General features: G+C 42.7%; 21 protein-coding genes. 6 read left to right on the top strand and 15 right to left on the bottom strand.

Annotation, left to right across the window (positions count from 1 at the left end):
* Both ACFIM8_RS06070 and ACFIM8_RS06065 read right to left on the bottom strand, forming a co-directional pair.
* The gene (locus tag ACFIM8_RS06070) at positions 1-507 is read right to left on the bottom strand and encodes a phage major tail tube protein (protein WP_375608785.1); all 507 of its coding nucleotides are present in this window, start codon (positions 505-507) and stop codon (positions 1-3) included.
* Positions 507-1,898, bottom strand: coding sequence for a phage tail sheath subtilisin-like domain-containing protein (locus ACFIM8_RS06065; protein WP_375614646.1), 1,392 nt, complete (start codon positions 1,896-1,898; stop codon positions 507-509). The genes ACFIM8_RS06070 and ACFIM8_RS06065 overlap by 1 nt, the downstream gene beginning before the upstream one ends.
* 354 nt (positions 1,899-2,252) lie before the next feature.
* Here ACFIM8_RS06065 and ACFIM8_RS06060 point away from each other — a divergent pair, with 354 nt between their 5' ends.
* The 3 genes from ACFIM8_RS06060 (at position 2,253) to ACFIM8_RS06050 (ending at position 3,523) form a co-directional block, all read left to right on the top strand.
* Positions 2,253-2,771 (top strand): Rha family transcriptional regulator, encoded by a 519-nt coding sequence (locus ACFIM8_RS06060; RefSeq protein ID WP_375614645.1) that lies wholly within the window; start codon positions 2,253-2,255, stop codon positions 2,769-2,771.
* 121 nt (positions 2,772-2,892) lie between these two features.
* Positions 2,893-3,144: a type II toxin-antitoxin system prevent-host-death family antitoxin gene (locus tag ACFIM8_RS06055; protein ID WP_375607138.1), complete on the top strand. Its 252-nt coding sequence runs from the start codon at positions 2,893-2,895 to the stop codon at positions 3,142-3,144.
* Positions 3,137-3,523, top strand: coding sequence for a hypothetical protein (locus tag ACFIM8_RS06050; protein WP_375614644.1), 387 nt, complete (start codon positions 3,137-3,139; stop codon positions 3,521-3,523). Before ACFIM8_RS06055 ends, ACFIM8_RS06050 begins: the two co-directional genes overlap by 8 nt.
* Before the next feature lie 9 nt (positions 3,524-3,532).
* On the opposite strand, the gene ACFIM8_RS06045 is transcribed toward ACFIM8_RS06050, so the two are convergent.
* On the bottom strand, positions 3,533-3,829 hold the full coding sequence (locus ACFIM8_RS06045; protein WP_375614643.1) for a HigA family addiction module antitoxin: 297 nt from the start codon (positions 3,827-3,829) through the stop codon (positions 3,533-3,535).
* Positions 3,830-3,982: 153 nt separating this feature from the next.
* Between ACFIM8_RS06045 and ACFIM8_RS06040 the strand changes: the two genes are divergently transcribed.
* A complete protein-coding gene (locus tag ACFIM8_RS06040; RefSeq protein WP_375614642.1) occupies positions 3,983-4,276 on the top strand; it encodes a type II toxin-antitoxin system HigA family antitoxin in 294 nt (97 codons plus the stop codon).
* Here ACFIM8_RS06040 and ACFIM8_RS06035 read toward each other — a convergent pair.
* The 8 genes from ACFIM8_RS06035 to ACFIM8_RS06000 are packed head-to-tail and all read right to left on the bottom strand — an operon-like array spanning position 4,273 to position 12,495.
* Positions 4,273-4,524, bottom strand: coding sequence for a hypothetical protein (locus tag ACFIM8_RS06035; RefSeq protein ID WP_375614641.1), 252 nt, complete (start codon positions 4,522-4,524; stop codon positions 4,273-4,275). The genes ACFIM8_RS06040 and ACFIM8_RS06035 overlap by 4 nt on opposite strands.
* A 9-nt stretch (positions 4,525-4,533) precedes the next feature.
* The gene (locus ACFIM8_RS06030; RefSeq protein ID WP_375614640.1) at positions 4,534-5,880 is read right to left on the bottom strand and encodes a Bgr_08870 family protein; all 1,347 of its coding nucleotides are present in this window, start codon (positions 5,878-5,880) and stop codon (positions 4,534-4,536) included.
* Between the two features lie 13 nt (positions 5,881-5,893).
* Positions 5,894-9,037, bottom strand: coding sequence for a DUF4815 domain-containing protein (locus ACFIM8_RS06025; protein ID WP_375607143.1), 3,144 nt, complete (start codon positions 9,035-9,037; stop codon positions 5,894-5,896).
* Position 9,038: 1 nt separating this feature from the next.
* A complete protein-coding gene (locus ACFIM8_RS06020; RefSeq protein WP_375614639.1) occupies positions 9,039-10,145 on the bottom strand; it encodes a phage tail protein in 1,107 nt (368 codons plus the stop codon).
* Positions 10,145-10,972, bottom strand: coding sequence for a baseplate J/gp47 family protein (locus ACFIM8_RS06015; RefSeq protein WP_375614638.1), 828 nt, complete (start codon positions 10,970-10,972; stop codon positions 10,145-10,147). Before ACFIM8_RS06015 ends, ACFIM8_RS06020 begins: the two co-directional genes overlap by 1 nt.
* The gene (locus ACFIM8_RS06010) at positions 10,969-11,310 is read right to left on the bottom strand and encodes a GPW/gp25 family protein (protein ID WP_375607146.1); all 342 of its coding nucleotides are present in this window, start codon (positions 11,308-11,310) and stop codon (positions 10,969-10,971) included. Before ACFIM8_RS06010 ends, ACFIM8_RS06015 begins: the two co-directional genes overlap by 4 nt.
* On the bottom strand, positions 11,307-11,972 hold the full coding sequence (locus tag ACFIM8_RS06005; protein WP_375614637.1) for a phage baseplate assembly protein V: 666 nt from the start codon (positions 11,970-11,972) through the stop codon (positions 11,307-11,309). The genes ACFIM8_RS06010 and ACFIM8_RS06005 overlap by 4 nt, the downstream gene beginning before the upstream one ends.
* A complete protein-coding gene (locus ACFIM8_RS06000; protein WP_375614669.1) occupies positions 11,953-12,495 on the bottom strand; it encodes a hypothetical protein in 543 nt (180 codons plus the stop codon). The genes ACFIM8_RS06005 and ACFIM8_RS06000 overlap by 20 nt, the downstream gene beginning before the upstream one ends.
* A gap of 52 nt (positions 12,496-12,547) precedes the next feature.
* Here ACFIM8_RS06000 and ACFIM8_RS05995 point away from each other — a divergent pair, with 52 nt between their 5' ends.
* Complete coding sequence (locus ACFIM8_RS05995) at positions 12,548-12,862, top strand: type II toxin-antitoxin system RelE/ParE family toxin (protein WP_375614636.1); 315 nt, start codon at positions 12,548-12,550, stop codon at positions 12,860-12,862.
* A 16-nt stretch (positions 12,863-12,878) separates the two neighbouring features.
* Positions 12,879-13,175 (top strand): HigA family addiction module antitoxin, encoded by a 297-nt coding sequence (locus ACFIM8_RS05990; protein ID WP_120100579.1) that lies wholly within the window; start codon positions 12,879-12,881, stop codon positions 13,173-13,175.
* A 41-nt stretch (positions 13,176-13,216) separates the two neighbouring features.
* Here the strand turns inward: ACFIM8_RS05990 and ACFIM8_RS05985 are convergent, their stop codons facing one another.
* The 4 genes from ACFIM8_RS05985 to ACFIM8_RS05970 form a co-directional block, all read right to left on the bottom strand.
* The gene (locus tag ACFIM8_RS05985; RefSeq protein WP_375614635.1) at positions 13,217-13,495 is read right to left on the bottom strand and encodes a hypothetical protein; all 279 of its coding nucleotides are present in this window, start codon (positions 13,493-13,495) and stop codon (positions 13,217-13,219) included.
* On the bottom strand, positions 13,492-14,124 hold the full coding sequence (locus tag ACFIM8_RS05980) for a phage antirepressor KilAC domain-containing protein (protein ID WP_375614634.1): 633 nt from the start codon (positions 14,122-14,124) through the stop codon (positions 13,492-13,494). Before ACFIM8_RS05980 ends, ACFIM8_RS05985 begins: the two co-directional genes overlap by 4 nt.
* A 442-nt stretch (positions 14,125-14,566) precedes the next feature.
* Positions 14,567-14,920 carry a hypothetical protein gene (locus ACFIM8_RS05975; RefSeq protein ID WP_375614633.1) on the bottom strand — a complete coding sequence of 118 codons (354 nt, stop codon included), beginning with the start codon at positions 14,918-14,920 and terminating at the stop codon, positions 14,567-14,569.
* 1 nt (position 14,921) lies between these two features.
* Positions 14,922-15,998 (bottom strand): major capsid protein, encoded by a 1,077-nt coding sequence (locus ACFIM8_RS05970; RefSeq protein ID WP_375614632.1) that lies wholly within the window; start codon positions 15,996-15,998, stop codon positions 14,922-14,924.
* Positions 15,999-16,004: the final 6 nt, after the last annotated feature.

Below are 16,004 nucleotides of genomic sequence, written 5' to 3'. Positions count from 1 at the left end.
TTATAATCCTAAATTGTTTCTATGGTCTGCGAGTTGATTGACACCATTGAATTTTCTCACCAAGTTGAGGACGTCTATCTCAACGATTTCAACGTCCTTCTGGACATATTTGAAATACTGCAATGTGAATGTAGCCGTAGAAGTTGCTTTTCCTCCCGGTTGCCATTCTGCCATTTCAAAGCCTTTGCAAAGCCCTCTCATGGTAATGACAACACCTTCTGCGGGGGTGCCTTGAGCTTGCATTGAACTGCGCAATGAGATGTTGACATCGGTGCGCCCTAACAGTGCCATCAACTCTGGAGAGCAATCAGAAATGGTCATGCTAAGCGTGAGGGTTTCAAGACCAAGGTCAACTTCAATGGAGCTATCCATGCCACCGCCGCGATAACTTTCAACAACCAAACTCAAATTCGGTAGGGTGACACTTTCACATTTTGCCTGATAGGGAATACCATCGACAAAAATATTAAAATATTTCAAGACTCTGGGTAAAACAGGTACGGTCATTAAAAGATCTCCTCTAAGTAATCATTCACAATGCGTGAACGGAACGTGATATGTTCTGCAGGTGTTGTGGGGGTGAATTCGACATTGAAATAGACTTTGCCGCTCTCAATGGCGCTTGCTGTATTAAGCTCTAGATCAGGCGTACAGCGCCCACCAAGAATGGCGCCTTGTGCTTTTAAATCACGCAAATAGGCATTGACGCTTTCACTGACATCATTCATGTAGGTTTTTTTGATATTGCGGTCGACAGCCCATAGATGTCCGCGCAAAATAGCATCATTGATCATATCTGCGGTGCGCACCACCGATAAGAAAGCAAATTTTGTATCGCTTGAGAGTGTGCGATTGCCCCAGAGGCGATAGCCGTTTTCACGGATAATTGTTGTGATATTTTGTTCATTGAGAAGGTTGGCACGGCTCGATCTGTCCCCAATGGAAAAATCAATAGGGCGTGCAGTTCCCACAATGCCATTGATCACTTTATTGGAAGGAGAATGCCAAAAACCGTTGTCAAAATCTGTTTTGGCAATGACACCAGCAACCGCTGCACTTGCCGGCTGTTCTATGATTTTTCCATCACGATTTACCTTTACAAACGGGTCAATGAGAATGGCGCGTTTTGAATCAAAATCCTTTGCTGTGCTAAGAGCTGCTTCATCTGTTGTGTTGGGTGCATCAAGCACCACAATGGCGCGCAAACGCTCTGCAATGCCAATCAGTTCTGCTGCTACAGGATTAGAGGTTGCACTGATTTCGGCTTTGGCTGTCGCTCCAGTGCCATCTCCTTCAATCGTCACATTTGGGGCGCTGTGATAATCAAAGCCACCGTTCTTAATGACAACAGAAGTTACTTTTCCATCTTTCAGGATTGCTTCTGCTTCTGCACCGCCGGCAATTTTAACTGTTGCTTGAGTGTAACCACTTCCTTGGTTCGTCACATCAATCTTGCTAAGACTGATAGGGCGTTTGTGTGTAAAGCCTGAAGCGATGAGAATGCGTGGTGTTTGTCCCACAATGGATTGTGCTCCAATCAAAGCATGGACGCCTTCATAAGCACCATTTGCGTTCACACCCCCTAGAATATTAGTGAGTGTTGCATTTTCGTTGTCACCTTCTTGCACGCGTACGACAACAACAATGGCACCCACTTGCTTGAAAATAAGATCAAGGGCATTGGGTAAAGTGCCGCGTCGTTTACCTGTTGTATCCAGTTTTGCGGTTTGTGAAAGAGAGCCGGCTACCAAAACTGGTGTGTTGAGGGGGAATGCTCGTTCATCGGCATCGGGTGCTGTGCCAACAATTCCGATAACGGCAGACTGAACCGCGCGAAGGGGGCGGGTGCCGTCGTCAACTTCAACGACTTCAACACCGTGTAAAAAACCTGTTGCCATACTTTATGCTCCTTTGAAATATTGGCTAATGAAATGAATGGAAAAAATGAGAGGCGAAAGCCGTTCTTGCGAGCGACTTGACAAAATGTTTAAAACCGTTAGATTCATACAAAGGTGCCTAACAAACACCTTAAAACAACAAGCGGATTGGTTGCCGAAATAACTAATCTTCCGCAGACTAAAGACTTTGACTCATTATATGCGCGTAGCGTATAATAGTGTTGTCGGGTGTGGTTATGCTATACAATACCCTTTTAGGGGAAGGCATAACGACGGGCTTGTTGCCGTGTTTGTTAGCACCCGGCATTCTTCATTGAGTGTCATTAACAAACATTAATCAACAAGGAGTTCACCATGAACAATTTAGTGACAATCAACAATGCTGGTATTGCTGTCACAACCTCTTTAAAAATTGCCGGTGGTGTGGGGAATAGCCACGCTACAGTTATAAAGCTGGTACGTCAAAACATTGAAGACTTTGAAGAATTTGGAAGGGTTGGATTTGAAATCTCACCCTTTGGGACAAAAGGCGGAAGACAAAAGAGAGAAGTTGCTATCCTTAATGAACCGCAAGCAACTCTACTCATGACCTATATGCGCAACAATGATATGGTGCGTGCATTTAAAAAAGCCCTTGTTAAAGCTTTTTATGATTTAAAAAACAAGTTAATGGATAATGACCGCGATACACGGTTTGATTTTCCAAGTAACTGGGATGAAATGGGAGCGACTGAAAAGGCTGTTTATATTTATGGACCGCTTCACATGCATCTTGTTAGAGCCTTTACGTTAGTAGAAGAGAGCAAACATTATAAAACGCTTGTTGAAGAAGCCAAGCAAGTTTTAGGAAAAACTATTGTAAAAGCTGCTTAAGTAAAAAACATGACTCATCTCCTCGCCTTGAGGCGGGGAGGTAGTTAATGCCGTAAAATATCTTTACATAATACATATTGTACGTATAATACGTATTATACATTAAAGATAGGATGTGCATATGAAAAAATATAGTTTTACAGATGTAAACCGCGGGGCAGGCGATATTTTAGATGAGGCTATGTCTACACCTGTCGCTTTGACAAAACGAGGGCGTGAAAAAATCATTATGCTTCCTGTTGATTTATATCATGAATTAATAAAATCCCGTTCTAGTGTACAATCTTTTGTTTACGCAGATGCACCGCAAAATATATTAGACGATTTAGATCGTGGTTTAGATGACATTTTGAATAGTGATGAACATGTTTAAAGCAGGGGATGTTGTTCAATATTATTATTTATGGCACGAACAAGCGCAAAAAGGTGAACATTTGGGACGTAAAGCGCGTCCTTCTTGTGTTATGGTTAAAACTGAAAGCCATTTCTTTTTGTTTCCTATCACTTCTCAAGAACCTATTAATTTGCAATTTAGCTTAAAAGTACCTGAGATAGAATGTAAACGTGTGGGGTTGCAAAAGCAATCTTGGGTACGTGTTGATGAATTTAATGTTGTTTCTTGCGAATCTTTGTTTGACTTTGAAGATTTAAAACCTCAAGGGCGTTTTAGTCTTTCTTTCATGCGTAAAATTGCACTTAAAATTAAAGAAGTTAAAACAATAAAACCACTTGGAAAAGTTTCTAGAGACTGAGTTATACAATTAAGCAGTATGGAGTGTCGGAACTTTGCTAACATCTGTTTCACGCTCTGCATGCCAAGCATCATAATTGGCTTGAAGCTGTAGCCAGAGGGCTGGTCCATTTCCTAACAATTTACCAATGCGAGCTGCTGTTACGGCTGTAACTGGACGTTCTCCTTTAAGGATTCCGTGCAAGTGCTGGCGTGATATTTGAAGAATCCTAGCAATTTCGGTTTTGCTTGCATTTAAATGTTCTAAGGATTCAGCTAAAACTTCTCCTGGATGAGTAGGGCAGCGATTATGATTACGTGTGGTCATAGATAGTTTCCTTTACAATTAATTTTAAAGACTATTACAATTTAGATAGTATGTTATCAATGTTGTGTTATTTAAAGGAATTTAAGAAATGAATATCAAACCAATTCGTACAGAGAGAGAGATTATCAAGAAGCTTTAGAGATTGTGTCTACGATGTTTGACAATCAACCTAAAGAGAATACTCCAGAATTTGATCAAATGGAGGTTCTTGTATTGTTGATTGAAGCGTATGAAGCAGAGCACTATCCTGTTTCTCCTCCTCATCCTATTGAGGCTATTAAATTTAGAATGGAACAAATGAACTTAAGTGCTAAAGATCTTGTTCCTGCGATTGGTCATTTAAATCGCGTTTATGAAATCTTGAGTGGTAAAAGAAAATTAACACTGCGCATGATTAAAAACTTGCACCAACAGTTCAATATTCCACTAGAAAGCCTAATAGCCTAGACTTGATTATCTTTCTCTTGTGGTTCTTTTATGAGCTCTACGGGTGCGTCTATTTCTGCCATTTCAGTAGATGAGAGCTGTTTTGTGTTTTCATCAACAACGGGAGGAGAAAACACTCCGTCCTTATAAGTCCAGCCAATTTGTGCTTCACTTGAGGGGATCGCTTCACCATCAAAGGCGTGAACATAATCTTCTGAGGCTACAATAATATTTGTTACCACACCATTTTCAACAACTGCATATTCCATGAAAAACTCCTATATAAAAAATCTAAACAATACAGCGCCATTCCCGCCATCACCGCCGTCGCTACCAATTTGTCCTGGGAAATAGCCACCACCCCCACCAGATTTATTGTTGTAACTTCTTCCTCCTTTCCCTCCTTTTCCACTGAAACCTCCCTGTGCGGTGCCATCACCACTAGCACCGCCACCGCCGCCAAAAATAGAGTCGCCACCATTTCCACCAGCCCCTGATTTTTCTCCATAGCTACCACCGCCGCCGCCATTAAAAGTAGCATCACTTCCATTTGAACTGCTGCTATTGGATGAATAATAACCTCCATAACCACCACGTGAATCTCCTTGAACGCCACCAGAAGAGCCCGTGCTATTATGTCCGTTAACAGCGCCACCACCGCCACCACCTGCTGTTATAAAGTCTAAAGCACATGTAAAACCACCAGAACCAGCAGTATCCTTGGGTTGACCGGTATAAAAACCTTTACCACCGCGACCAATGACAACTCTTCTTGGACTTCCGGTTATTGAATTTTTGAGATGTGAGCCTTTTATTTTCATGTGTACGCAACCGCCTCCACCACCGCCGCCGCCTTTATAATTACCGCCACCACCTCCACCACCCCATGCCCATACTTCAATATTAGTGTTATCGGTAACACCATCAGGTATGGGGGCTGGACCACTTTCTGTCATCAAAATTTCGAGTGGTTTTTTGTTTAATAAAGCTATCAATTTATCTATTTCACTTTTCGTATAAACAGCTTCTCCATCGACTTTAAGCGGTCCTTTCAACGTGCTTCCCGTTGCGCTTAAACTTGTCACCACTTTGTTATTGTGTATGAGGCTAAGCGACGAACTGCCTATGAGTTCCACATCACCACTCATGGTGACTTTGCTGGTAAACTTATTATAACCTTGCCATTCATTGGCTTGTTGTAGGCGCCCATAACTGGTCAGACCTTCGTTAAGCTTGGCTCTAAATTCATCTAAACCCACAATATCATCAATTCTATGCTGGTGTGCTCCTAATAGTGAGACAGCACTACCAAAGGTGAAGTTGTTATTGCTTGATTTGTAGAGAACATAATTGTTAGCCGCATCCTGTGCACCTTCAATATCGCGTAAATCGGCAAAAGTGAAAGTTTTGTCTGCTGCCATTTTGCCTTTGAGAGCCGCTTCAAGGTCTGTGACTTCGCTTATGCTATGCATATGCTTTGTAGACGCTTTGCTCTCTAGCTTTTCCTCAACATCCGCTAGTGCCTGATCAATCTTGGTGAGGTTTTCCCGCAAGATTGGGAATTCAGAACTGATAAAACGCCCTTCTTGTGGCAATTCCATTTGTAGCTTTTTTGTCTTGGTCATGTCTGTTTTTCCCTCATAATATGCCAGCGCCAAAATCACTCACCATGGACCGCGCAGCAGGTCCACCGGTAAGCGTGAGTTTGAGGCGCGCTTGTTTGGCTGTTTTGTCACTGCTCACAAATTTTCGTTCTGTCCAAAGTGGTTCAGCGAGTTGTTCTGTTTCGTCAAGTTTCAAAGGGGTGAAGCCACCATCATCTAGTTGCATCTCCAGTGAAAAGGTTGCACCACCCGGTAAAAAGGTTTTGATATAGCTGGTCAACCTTGCCTTTTCGCCAAAGGCAAAAGCACGCGTGACATAGGTCGCTTCCTTATGGATTTTTCCCGCAATCAACTGAATAGGGGCAAATAACACCGGTGAGAGTTTCTCGGTGCCTTTAAGAATAGCGCGAAGCTTGACCTTTTCACTGATATATTCAGTAAGACTGAGCAATTGAAAGGGAAGAAGTTGATAAATTGTGCCATTGTTTCGTTCAATTTCAAAGATGACAGAACACTCACTTGAAGGCAACTCAATGGCTGCGCGTATTTGCAAATCAGAGCAGTCTACAAGGTCAAAGGTGCCTAAATCGACAATCTTTTCTGTTTGTGTGTAGCGTGCAGCGAGCACTCGAAAGGCTAAAGCCTCATCTTGATGGGCGCTCCAACTTTGTGCGTTAACAGAAGAAAAGCGTGGACCGGTCACGTAAGGGTGACTTGAGACAAATCTTTGGTGTTCTGCATCAAAATCTCCAAGCTTTGCTAGTGAGATGGCATGATCAGCATCATCGGTTTTAATGATAAAAGCAGTGAGACGATCATTAGGGACTAACAAGGGGACATCATAGCGTGCCCCAGCCCAACCTAGCTTTGCGCCCTTCATAGAATAAAAGCTTTGTGCTTGAATATCGGCGGTAGGATAGCCGTTTTCGGTTGTCACCAAATCAATCACCAGATCATGGTTCTGATTGCCGATTTTACAAAGATGAAAGTCAATTCCAGTGATTTGCCGTGTTTCATCGGGGGTAAAGACTTGCGCTTGTGGGTCAAATTGCGTCCATATCTTCACTGTTGTGGTGCGCCGCATCACTTTCACATCAATCAGACCTTGTCCGGTAAAAAGTCCCGTTGCAATGGTGCCCCCTTTCCCCTGTGCCACGACATTTTTTGTACCAGCGGTAATATTTTGTGGAATCGTGAAAGTGCCCTCAAGGACGCCTTGTCTATCGGCAACAAGGCGGCTCGCTGGCAAAATATCCACACCATCAAAGGTAAGACTTTCCAAGATTTCGCTACTGCCAAAACCTTCAATTTTAAAGTGAAGGGTAATTTGTCTTAAAAAGTCGATTTGTTCTTGGTGTGTGTTGATGAAATTATCGCTTACTTCTGTTCTACGTATGGTACTGCCGCGATGTTTTCCCATAATGATTTGATTGGTCACGCTTGAGAGCCAATCGGTGCGTTGTTCATGCCAAAAGTCTGTTGCGGGTTCAAGGGTTACTGTACCAGGCAAGGGTGCAAAATTTTGATAAGGATTGATCTTTTCGCAAGCCGTTGTCAACTCTTGCGCAATGATCACTTCATTTGTCCAGTCAAGGGTGACAGGCGCTTTTAAAGGAGCAGTATAGAATGTTGGGTCAATGGCAAGCTGCAAAATGCCGTTGCCTACAGCTCCCGTTTGTTGAAAGCCTTCATCTCTGTAACTATCATCAAGAAAGGGATCAGCGAACATGCCTTTTTTGGCAACGGGCTCTTTAGAGTCTACATTGCTTTTAATGCGCTCTAACTGCATCAACCGGTCAAGGGAAAGCACCCGTTGAAAATAGCGCCACATCTCATCATAGGGGGCAACACGGGTGCCATCATTGACCACAAGGGGGGTACTAAGCCAATTGTTGGTAATGGTTGCGAGCGACAACACCTCATCAGGGACACTAGGTGCCATGGGTTGGTCTGAAGAAATCCCTTTGATATAGACGACATTTCCCCCTGTGTTGAGACCAATACGGTCAATGCGGGGGAGTTTGTAAGTGTAACTGACAATGATATCACCACCCTCCGCACCCCCTGATACTGTAATTTCCTGCGCTGTTACCTTATCAGCCGTGATTTTTGCACGATAGCGATAAGTCACCTTATAGCTGCTCCCTGCTAAAGGTTCGTCTCCCACCGGTGCCCAATCAATGGTGTCTCCGGTTTTTTTAAAATCCGTTCCTTCTTTAAATTCTTTAGTTCCTTGAACAATTTTGATAAACGCGGTGATGCTTTTATCCGGCACGCCATCACGCCCTGCGGCAACGGCACCGCGGGTGACGGTAACGGTTTTTTCTTTTGTCAACAAAAGAGACTGAATATCAGCAAGAGGAAAATAATAGGGTTTAAAGGTAAAGCTTGTTTTCCCTTTTGGGGGCGAAAAAATATGCGTTTCGCTAGGAACAACGCTTGTCGAAAAATCTTCCATCTCTTCATGGCGCAAGGCGGCAAGGCGTTTGCGTTTAAAGCCATTGATATTGGCTTCTCCCTCTTGAATACTAAACACTTGGCAACCGTTATTTGCTCCCAATGCACTTACACGGCATCCCCCCACGATATAATGCCCATGGGCGCGGTCGTACGTCGCAATGGCTTGCATGGCCGGTTCAAGGAGTGAGGGCGATTTTTGATCAATCAAAACGCCATCTTGTAAGATATAGACCGGAAAGAAAGCCCCTTCCTGCTCATCATCTTTGAGAGCCCAGACAAGTTTTGCGACTTCGCGTGCCGCTCCGGGCTCTCCTTCTGCCAAACTGCCGGCAACTTGCCCCAACAGCTCTGGATCATCCTCATATGTCACCCATTTCTTTTGTAGCTTTACACCAATTTCCACACGCCCAATCATGGAAATATTCTCCAAGACAGCATTTGAGACAGGAAAGATATCGCCTGCGATATAAATTTTGCCCTCTGTTAACGTGACAGTCCTTGTCTCTTTATTCACAAAAGCATCAGCGCGTTCAACACGGTCTCCTTCTTTAGCCACAAGGCGCCCCAAACGGTCATGACGCCCTCTGATGATGGTTTGAACCTCATTGAGTTCACCCGCTTGAAGAAAAGGGCGCTGTCCATAAAACACCACGCTTTGTTGTTCGTCTTTGCCTACCGATCTGTCAATTGCAAAGGGTAAACCACTTTCATGCTTCATGTTAAAACCTCAATAAAATTTTGAATTGTTCGCGAACATCAGCACGCAAAGGAATGTTGACCGGTGTTTTAAGAATTTCTACACCATCACGCAGTTCATGAGCTTCAAGCCAAAGCTTGCCAGGAGGGGTTTGTTGTGCAAGAGAGCCATGAACGAGAAGGGAAACAGAGGTGGCTTGTTTGTCCGCAACATCATGAAAGTCTGTGCGAGCTGCCAGAAACAACAGAGTGCCGGTTGGGGAAGGGTTAAATTTGTTGCCACAATGGTTATAAACACCCTCTAAAACCTGCTCTACAGGCGCTACAGCATAGCATCGGCGATACCCAATCAGAGTGTTGTTTGCGTCTCTTAAAGCCAAATAAAGGGGACGATTTTGGAACCATTCTGCCATGAGTATGTCGCGTTCATGTTTTTTGACCGAACACCACGGAAAATTTGCCAAATCCCAAGGGTAATCAATTTGGTTCCAGCTTAACTCCTCGTCAAAGTCATCTATCCAATTGCCAATAAGCTTGCCTTCTTCTTTTGTGAAGGTATGATTGATTTCTGTTGTGCGTTCAAAGGAAAACAAAGTTCCCCCAGCTGTAAGACAGATGCCACTCTCGAAGTCCAGCATGCACTCATCAAGGTGTGACATATTGCATTCAACAGCTCCAACATCATAACCATAAACACCACGACGAAAATCAGAGCGCAAACTTTTGGAAAGTCTCACGATTGCTTCAATGGCTTCAAGCTGTGTTCGTTCAGGCAAGTGATCAAAATCAAGTTGAAAGGAATTCCACCATGCACGCCCAGACCATGCGGGCTTAAAACGCGCGGAAAGCTCTAACCATCTCAACCCCATCTCTATTGCCGCAAGGGAGCCGCGAATATTTTGCCATGCAAGTCCTTGGTCAATCAAATCATAGAGGTTTGGAACATAAGGTGTGAGTTCACCAAGTCCATATTCTTCAATCAACCATGGCAAAAAGCGGGGAGGGCGTGTGATCAGTTTTGCACGTGAAATCCCCAAAACAGCTCCATCAACATCTTGATGAAAGTTGCAAGCATCGGCAAGGCGTTTTTCAAATTCTGTTGCATGTGAGGGGAGGAGCGAGCCAACCATTAGCGCGCCCGCCCTTTAAAGTTTAAGGTGATTTTGCCAATCGATAAGATTTCTTCGTCACAAACTGCTCTGTCCTTTGTGGGTGTAATGGCAATCACTTTCTGGACACCAGGGATCATCAGTTTTGAAACCCACCACGAGAGGCTTAATTCACGACCAATGGCTTGTTCTTGTCTCCATGCTGCTCTTAAATTTGCCTCCATTGTCGTGAGAATTTTCAAAGATGTTTCCGGTAACAGCCAAACATCTGCTTCTAAATCCAGCACTTTTTTGACAGCAGCATGCACAATAATCGTATCATTGGTCATGATGATATTTTTTCTGTGAAGAGCTTGTGAAACTGTTTGTAAGAGATCTTCAGAGGCTGTTCCTTCTTCATTATTACCAAAAAGAGCAACATAGATGGTTGGGTCTTTGCCTTTACGATAGATAATGGCATCTTTCACTCGACTATCGGCTGTTAAGGCGATAAGCTTGTAATAGGGTTCTGTTCCACTTCCGTTTCCTCCACGGGCATGAAGCTGTATGCGTTCACGATATCTCTCGTCACTTTCTCCTTCCATGCGGGCAATACCATGCCAGGTTCCCAAGGCATCAAGAGATTCACCGATTGCAAAATCAAGAATGTTGTTGCGTGCTGCCTCATTAATACGCTGTCTTAAAAGCAATTCTCGATAGCTAAAAGCCTCTATAACTTTTACGGCTGGATCACTTTCCAAAAATGTATATTCGGGTAAAAGTTTTTTTAAATGAGCAAGAGCCGCAGCGCGGATTTCCTCGAAAGAAAGTTCTGTAATAATTTCCGGTTTTGCAAGCGCTTTACTCATTTTATCAGTAATCCTTCCATGGTAATGGGCTTGCCCGATGGCAAATAAATGCCTTCAAAGGATAAAGAAACGTGTCCATTCTCACCCCTTTTAAAATCGATTTTTTTCACTTTAAAACGTGGTTCCCATTTGTCTAAAGCCTCAGCAACGGCGGCATAAAGGGCAACGGCAAAAGCATTATTCACTGGCGCATCAATGAGTTCTGCAACGCGTGAACCATAATCACGTCGCATCACCCGTGTGCCAATGCGTGTTGATAAGATATCAATAATCGATTGCCGCAAATGCTCTATGCCAACCAAGGACTTTCCCGTTGTACGGTCCATTCCACTGTTCAATTGGGACCTCCTGTCATCGAGCCACCAGAATAAACACCTCCATGAACATGGGTTGCTCCTACATTGGTGCCGTTATGCTTTAAGCTACTTGAATGAAGAGAAACACTATCTTGCGAATGGAGTGAAATGTTCCCGTCTGCTTTTACAGAAATGTTGCCCTTTGCCTTTAAACTAAAGTCACGTTCTGAAGTGATTTTTATGCCCTCCGGTGCGCTGAGCTCTAACTTACCAGCATCTCCTTTGAGTGATACGCCATCAGAGATTGTTAGGATAAATTTTCCACCCGATTTTATATTAAGGGCATAGGTGTTTTGTTCATCATCATATTCAAGGCTGGTTCCATCAGGGTATATCGTTCGGTGAATGCTGCCCTTATCGGCTGCTTGATTAGCATCTGTATGAATGGAACCCACAATCATCCCTTGCGATAAATCCCCTGATGATGAAACAACAATCACTTGCTCTCCAACATCGCGCCCTTCATAAGAGCGTGTTTTACCGGCGCGGGCTTGTGTGTCTGGAATCCAGTCACTGATAAGACCTCCAGTTTTTACTCGATAGCGTGCGTTTTTATGGTCGACATGGCTAATTTTCCCCACCACAACCATATTGGCTACGCGTCTCTTTAAATCGGTGATCTCCTTATCGCGCCGCTCTAACATAGTCACCTTCAATTTTATGGTATTTGTCTTCGTTTCCCACACCTGTTTCTGGTTTAAAACCGACAAGGGGTTTAACAACTCTTGCGGTTGCATTTCCTTCATCAGGGCAGGGGATATTGGTTATGTGCGTCACGTCAAAGGTTAAAATTGCACCGTGGAGTGCTAAAGCGCCATTATCACCAAAGGCAAAAGCAATATTTTGCAGGCGGCATGTCTCAACGGTGTTGTTAAGATTGGGGTTGGCATGGAAAATCTCTTCAACTTCCCATGCTAATTGGTCAACAAAGCGTGCACCCTCTTCACATGTTGCATAGCATTCAACATCTACTGTTAAAACACGCCGCCTTAAGCCAAAATCATGTCCATCTTCGATGATTTCACTTTGCGTTGAGATATTAATAGCTGGCATTGCTTCAATAAATAAATTGAAATCGCGCATATTGAAAACATTATCACCAGCTACTGTTTTTGCTGCCTTTATCAACGCAACAAATGTTTCTCTTATCGTCTCACGGGGATGTATCAATGTTTCTGTCATTCAATATTTATCCTTTTCTTAAAACTGGTATCATGTTATGATACATAAAAGAACGAATAGAGGTGATTTGGTGATTGAATCTTTTGCGGATAAGCGGTGTAAAGATCTTTTAGAAGGCAAGACGCCCAAAGGTTTTCCTGCAACATTGGTACGCATAGCACAAAGAAAATTGTTTATGCTCGATAAAGCAGTTGATCTTAAAGATTTACGCAGTCCTCCAGGAAATCATTTAGAAGCATTGAAAGGAGAGCGTAAAGGTCAATATTCTATTCGTATTAATAACCAGTTTCGTCTTTGTTTTGAATGGCGTACTAATGGCGTCTATGAAGTTGAAATTGTAGATTATCATTGATCTATAGGAGGTTGAGATGAAAAATTATATTGCAATACATCCAGGAGAAATTTTACGGGAGGAATATTTAAAAGAATATGCTTTGTCTGCTTATGCTCTTGCAAAAGCATTGAATGTTCCACGCACGAGGATAGAACGTATTGTTGCGGAAAATAGTCCAATAACTCCTGATACGGCTCTCAGACTGGCTTCTTTTTTTGATACGACAGCTGAGTTCTGGCTTAATATGCAAGCTGCTTATGATGTTCATATTTTACAAGCAGAAAAAGCAGATGAATTTGCCAAAATTAATAAATTTGAATGTACAATTTAACCACCTCCCCACCTTTGAAGTGGGGAAGGAAATGTTTCACCTTAAGCAACCTTTCTAATGGGGTTCTCGAAATTTGGTTCATAAGCGCGTAACAAAGAATCCATGCTATGCGGTAACTCTGAATCTCCAAAATCTGTAAGAATTGCTAAAATCTTTGTAATATTGGATAGTTCATCCTGAAGTTTTGAAATCAAAGCTTTTTCTATTACACTCATAGTGTCAACCAGAGCAGTACAATCTTTGTCGCTCACATTTTCATCATTAGAAAATTGAGATAATGCTATCCATAAATCGCATAAGAAGTTGGTATCTATCTTCATTGCACACCTCCATGGATTTGTTCTCTTAAACATGCCAATCCTCTAGATGTGATTTTCGTTGAAGGAAGCACCTTTTCTGTACCATCCGGTCTTTGAATGGTAATAGCAGGGCAGTCCATAAAGCCTTTCTTGATTTTATCCTGATAAGGTAACAGAGGAGCCCCTGGAGCCCGTCGATACACCCAATCATGTTTACGTAAGTAATCCGTTAAATCTTTTGGTCGCACCTCCAACATCTTCGCGGCTTCAATTAAACCAAACAAACCATCAGAGCGTTTTAAACCTTCCAAAGCTTTTGCTTTTGGCGCTAATTCAGAAATGGTGTTATCCTTTTGCTCGATTTGGCTTTGTAGATGTGTCAAAAAGCCTATCATTGCTTGAGGACTTGAGTAGTCTATCTGTGGAACAGCTACCTGCTTTTCCAACTCTTGCCAACGGTCAATAATCTTTGCTCGTAATGTAGTGCTGTAACCAGAAACAAGAATTAAACATTCACGCTTAGGAAGGTTATAACAAGGGAGAGTGCGACCTGTTGAATCTTTGTATAACCCTGTAAATTCACTCAATCCAAATTTGGATTCAGTACTTTCAGAGTATAATTCTCCTAACATTTTTCGAATATCACGCATAATATGCGTGTGTTATTTACCGCACAATTCAGCAATCTCACGACTAGACATAGTCTGAGTGCTAACACTATTAGCAGTGCTTTCTCTAATTTCTATAAGATTGTTCATTATGAACTCCTATTGGTTAGATGTTTGTTAATGACGCTCTAAATAGAGTGCCGGGTGCTAACAAACACGGCCAATAGTCCGTCGTCACACTTTCCCCGTTAGGGTATTGTATAGTGTAACCACACCCGACAACATTATTATATGCACGTAGCATACAATGAGTCAAAGTCTTTAATGTGCGGAGAAAAGACTGTATCGGCAATCTATCCGCTATTGGTTCAAGGTGTTCGTTAGGCACCTGATTCGATTATTCATATTGTTACAACATTGTCAAGTTGTAATGTGATATTTTTATAAAAATAATCAAAACTGCTTGTTAGACAAAGATGCCTTATTATTTCTGTTCTCGCAAGATAAGCTTATACATACCGGATTCAGAGGCTTGGACATCTGTGATCACGAATTGCTCTTGAGAAGAGGGGTCTTTGTTGTTTTCAGGAGAGATGATCACAATACTATCTTGAGGTTTTGGTGGGACTCCCCTGATATCATTAATACAAAGATCAAGTTCCTTTCTTGCAATTGTGGTAGAGATTCTGCCACCGGCGTCCGATTCCGAATGTTTAATGGTGTAAATCGCTGTAATTTGAAATGATTGTTGATTATCCTTTCGCGTGTAGATGACGGGTTGCCCAAAAGTGTTGCGCACGTCTTGAATCATTTTATTAAGCAACCCATGCCATCGCATGTTATTTTCCTCCACTGACCGCTTTAAAGAGCATTTCAGGACGCGTGCAAATATAAAGCGGATAGCTATAGACCTCCGGTTTTACCCATGCATTACGGTCGTGGTCGACGATAAGCATCGTGTAGAGGGGTTTTCCAACCGTGTTGGCAAAATCCAAGCTTTCTCCAGGAGAAAAGGTTTTTTGAAACACTCCCGGTGCATTGGCAGGCAAGAATTGACATTCATCAGGCTTAATGCCTATGGCGCGCTTTGTTCCAGCCTTCGCACTCACATTATAGTTATGAATACTCCGGTAATTAATGAAAGTCACACCCGCAAAGTCAAAGCTACCAAAGCTCCCCGAACCAATTGCGCTTGGTGTTGCAACTCCTCCAGCACTATTCAAAGTTTGTGCAAGAGCTGTGTTGAGATAAGTCTCACGAATTGTTTTATGGTTTTTCAATTTGGAGAAAAACTCATTTCCACAAAGCCCAATAATGCGTGAACGATCAGTGAATGCTCCCTTTGAAGCTTCAATCATTTTCATAATGACTTGATCAACATGATCAGCAACATTGGTTGTTTCATTATTTAATTTAAAGTCAATCGGCTTTGGTGGTGCGATTTCCCATTCCTTGTACCAATCAACAATCACTGAACCATCGGCATCAAGAACCACCCCTTGAACAGCGCCAAGTTGCATGTTTTCCCATGTCAATTCGATTTCAGAAATCAGTTTCTTTTGTTTTCTGGCAATATATTTCATTGCCGTCTCGAGTTGATCTTCTGTCCCAAATTCACGCCGGTTTTGGATTTCCTCTGATTTCACCGTGTCACTTTTGGCAATCCGTGTTGTTTTGAAAAACCGAAGATTACGCCCATCTCTATCACCTTCTGCCAAAGGTGCGCCACGTTCACTGGTTTGAATCAAGGACAATGTATTGTCACGTCTTTCAATACCAACCACTGTGGTGCTTGTTTCCACTTCCTCAAAAAGATCAAGAGAACTAATAAGTCCCGGTTGAAACTCATAGTTTTCAATCGCTTTCATCATTGTGGTGGCAGAGAAAGCGTCGTGTTTAAAAAAGTTCATATCCATGTGCGC

Source organism: Bartonella sp. AC535YNZD, from assembly GCF_042196625.1.
Lineage (GTDB): Bacteria > Pseudomonadota > Alphaproteobacteria > Rhizobiales > Rhizobiaceae > Bartonella.
Note: the sequence above shows the minus strand (reverse complement) of the source record. Positions and strands in the feature narration are given on the sequence as shown.

Bases quoted from the DNA above. Each gene is read 5' to 3' on its own strand.
- ACFIM8_RS06070 (WP_375608785.1), bottom strand. From the start codon at position 507: ATGACCGTACCTGTTTTACCCAGAGTCTTGAAATATTTTAATATTTTT.
- ACFIM8_RS06065 (WP_375614646.1), bottom strand. From the start codon at position 1,898: ATGGCAACAGGTTTTTTACACGGTGTTGAAGTCGTTGAAGTTGACGAC.
- ACFIM8_RS06060 (WP_375614645.1), top strand. From the start codon at position 2,253: ATGAACAATTTAGTGACAATCAACAATGCTGGTATTGCTGTCACAACC.
- ACFIM8_RS06055 (WP_375607138.1), top strand. From the start codon at position 2,893: ATGAAAAAATATAGTTTTACAGATGTAAACCGCGGGGCAGGCGATATT.
- ACFIM8_RS06050 (WP_375614644.1), top strand. From the start codon at position 3,137: ATGTTTAAAGCAGGGGATGTTGTTCAATATTATTATTTATGGCACGAA.
- ACFIM8_RS06045 (WP_375614643.1), bottom strand. From the start codon at position 3,829: ATGACCACACGTAATCATAATCGCTGCCCTACTCATCCAGGAGAAGTT.
- ACFIM8_RS06040 (WP_375614642.1), top strand. From the start codon at position 3,983: ATGTTTGACAATCAACCTAAAGAGAATACTCCAGAATTTGATCAAATG.
- ACFIM8_RS06035 (WP_375614641.1), bottom strand. From the start codon at position 4,524: ATGGAATATGCAGTTGTTGAAAATGGTGTGGTAACAAATATTATTGTA.
- ACFIM8_RS06030 (WP_375614640.1), bottom strand. From the start codon at position 5,880: ATGACCAAGACAAAAAAGCTACAAATGGAATTGCCACAAGAAGGGCGT.
- ACFIM8_RS06025 (WP_375607143.1), bottom strand. From the start codon at position 9,037: ATGAAGCATGAAAGTGGTTTACCCTTTGCAATTGACAGATCGGTAGGC.
- ACFIM8_RS06020 (WP_375614639.1), bottom strand. From the start codon at position 10,145: ATGGTTGGCTCGCTCCTCCCCTCACATGCAACAGAATTTGAAAAACGC.
- ACFIM8_RS06015 (WP_375614638.1), bottom strand. From the start codon at position 10,972: ATGAGTAAAGCGCTTGCAAAACCGGAAATTATTACAGAACTTTCTTTC.
- ACFIM8_RS06005 (WP_375614637.1), bottom strand. From the start codon at position 11,972: ATGTTAGAGCGGCGCGATAAGGAGATCACCGATTTAAAGAGACGCGTA.
- ACFIM8_RS05995 (WP_375614636.1), top strand. From the start codon at position 12,548: ATGATACATAAAAGAACGAATAGAGGTGATTTGGTGATTGAATCTTTT.
- ACFIM8_RS05990 (WP_120100579.1), top strand. From the start codon at position 12,879: ATGAAAAATTATATTGCAATACATCCAGGAGAAATTTTACGGGAGGAA.
- ACFIM8_RS05985 (WP_375614635.1), bottom strand. From the start codon at position 13,495: ATGAAGATAGATACCAACTTCTTATGCGATTTATGGATAGCATTATCT.
- ACFIM8_RS05980 (WP_375614634.1), bottom strand. From the start codon at position 14,124: ATGCGTGATATTCGAAAAATGTTAGGAGAATTATACTCTGAAAGTACT.
- ACFIM8_RS05975 (WP_375614633.1), bottom strand. From the start codon at position 14,920: ATGCGATGGCATGGGTTGCTTAATAAAATGATTCAAGACGTGCGCAAC.
- ACFIM8_RS05970 (WP_375614632.1), bottom strand. From the start codon at position 15,998: ATGGATATGAACTTTTTTAAACACGACGCTTTCTCTGCCACCACAATG.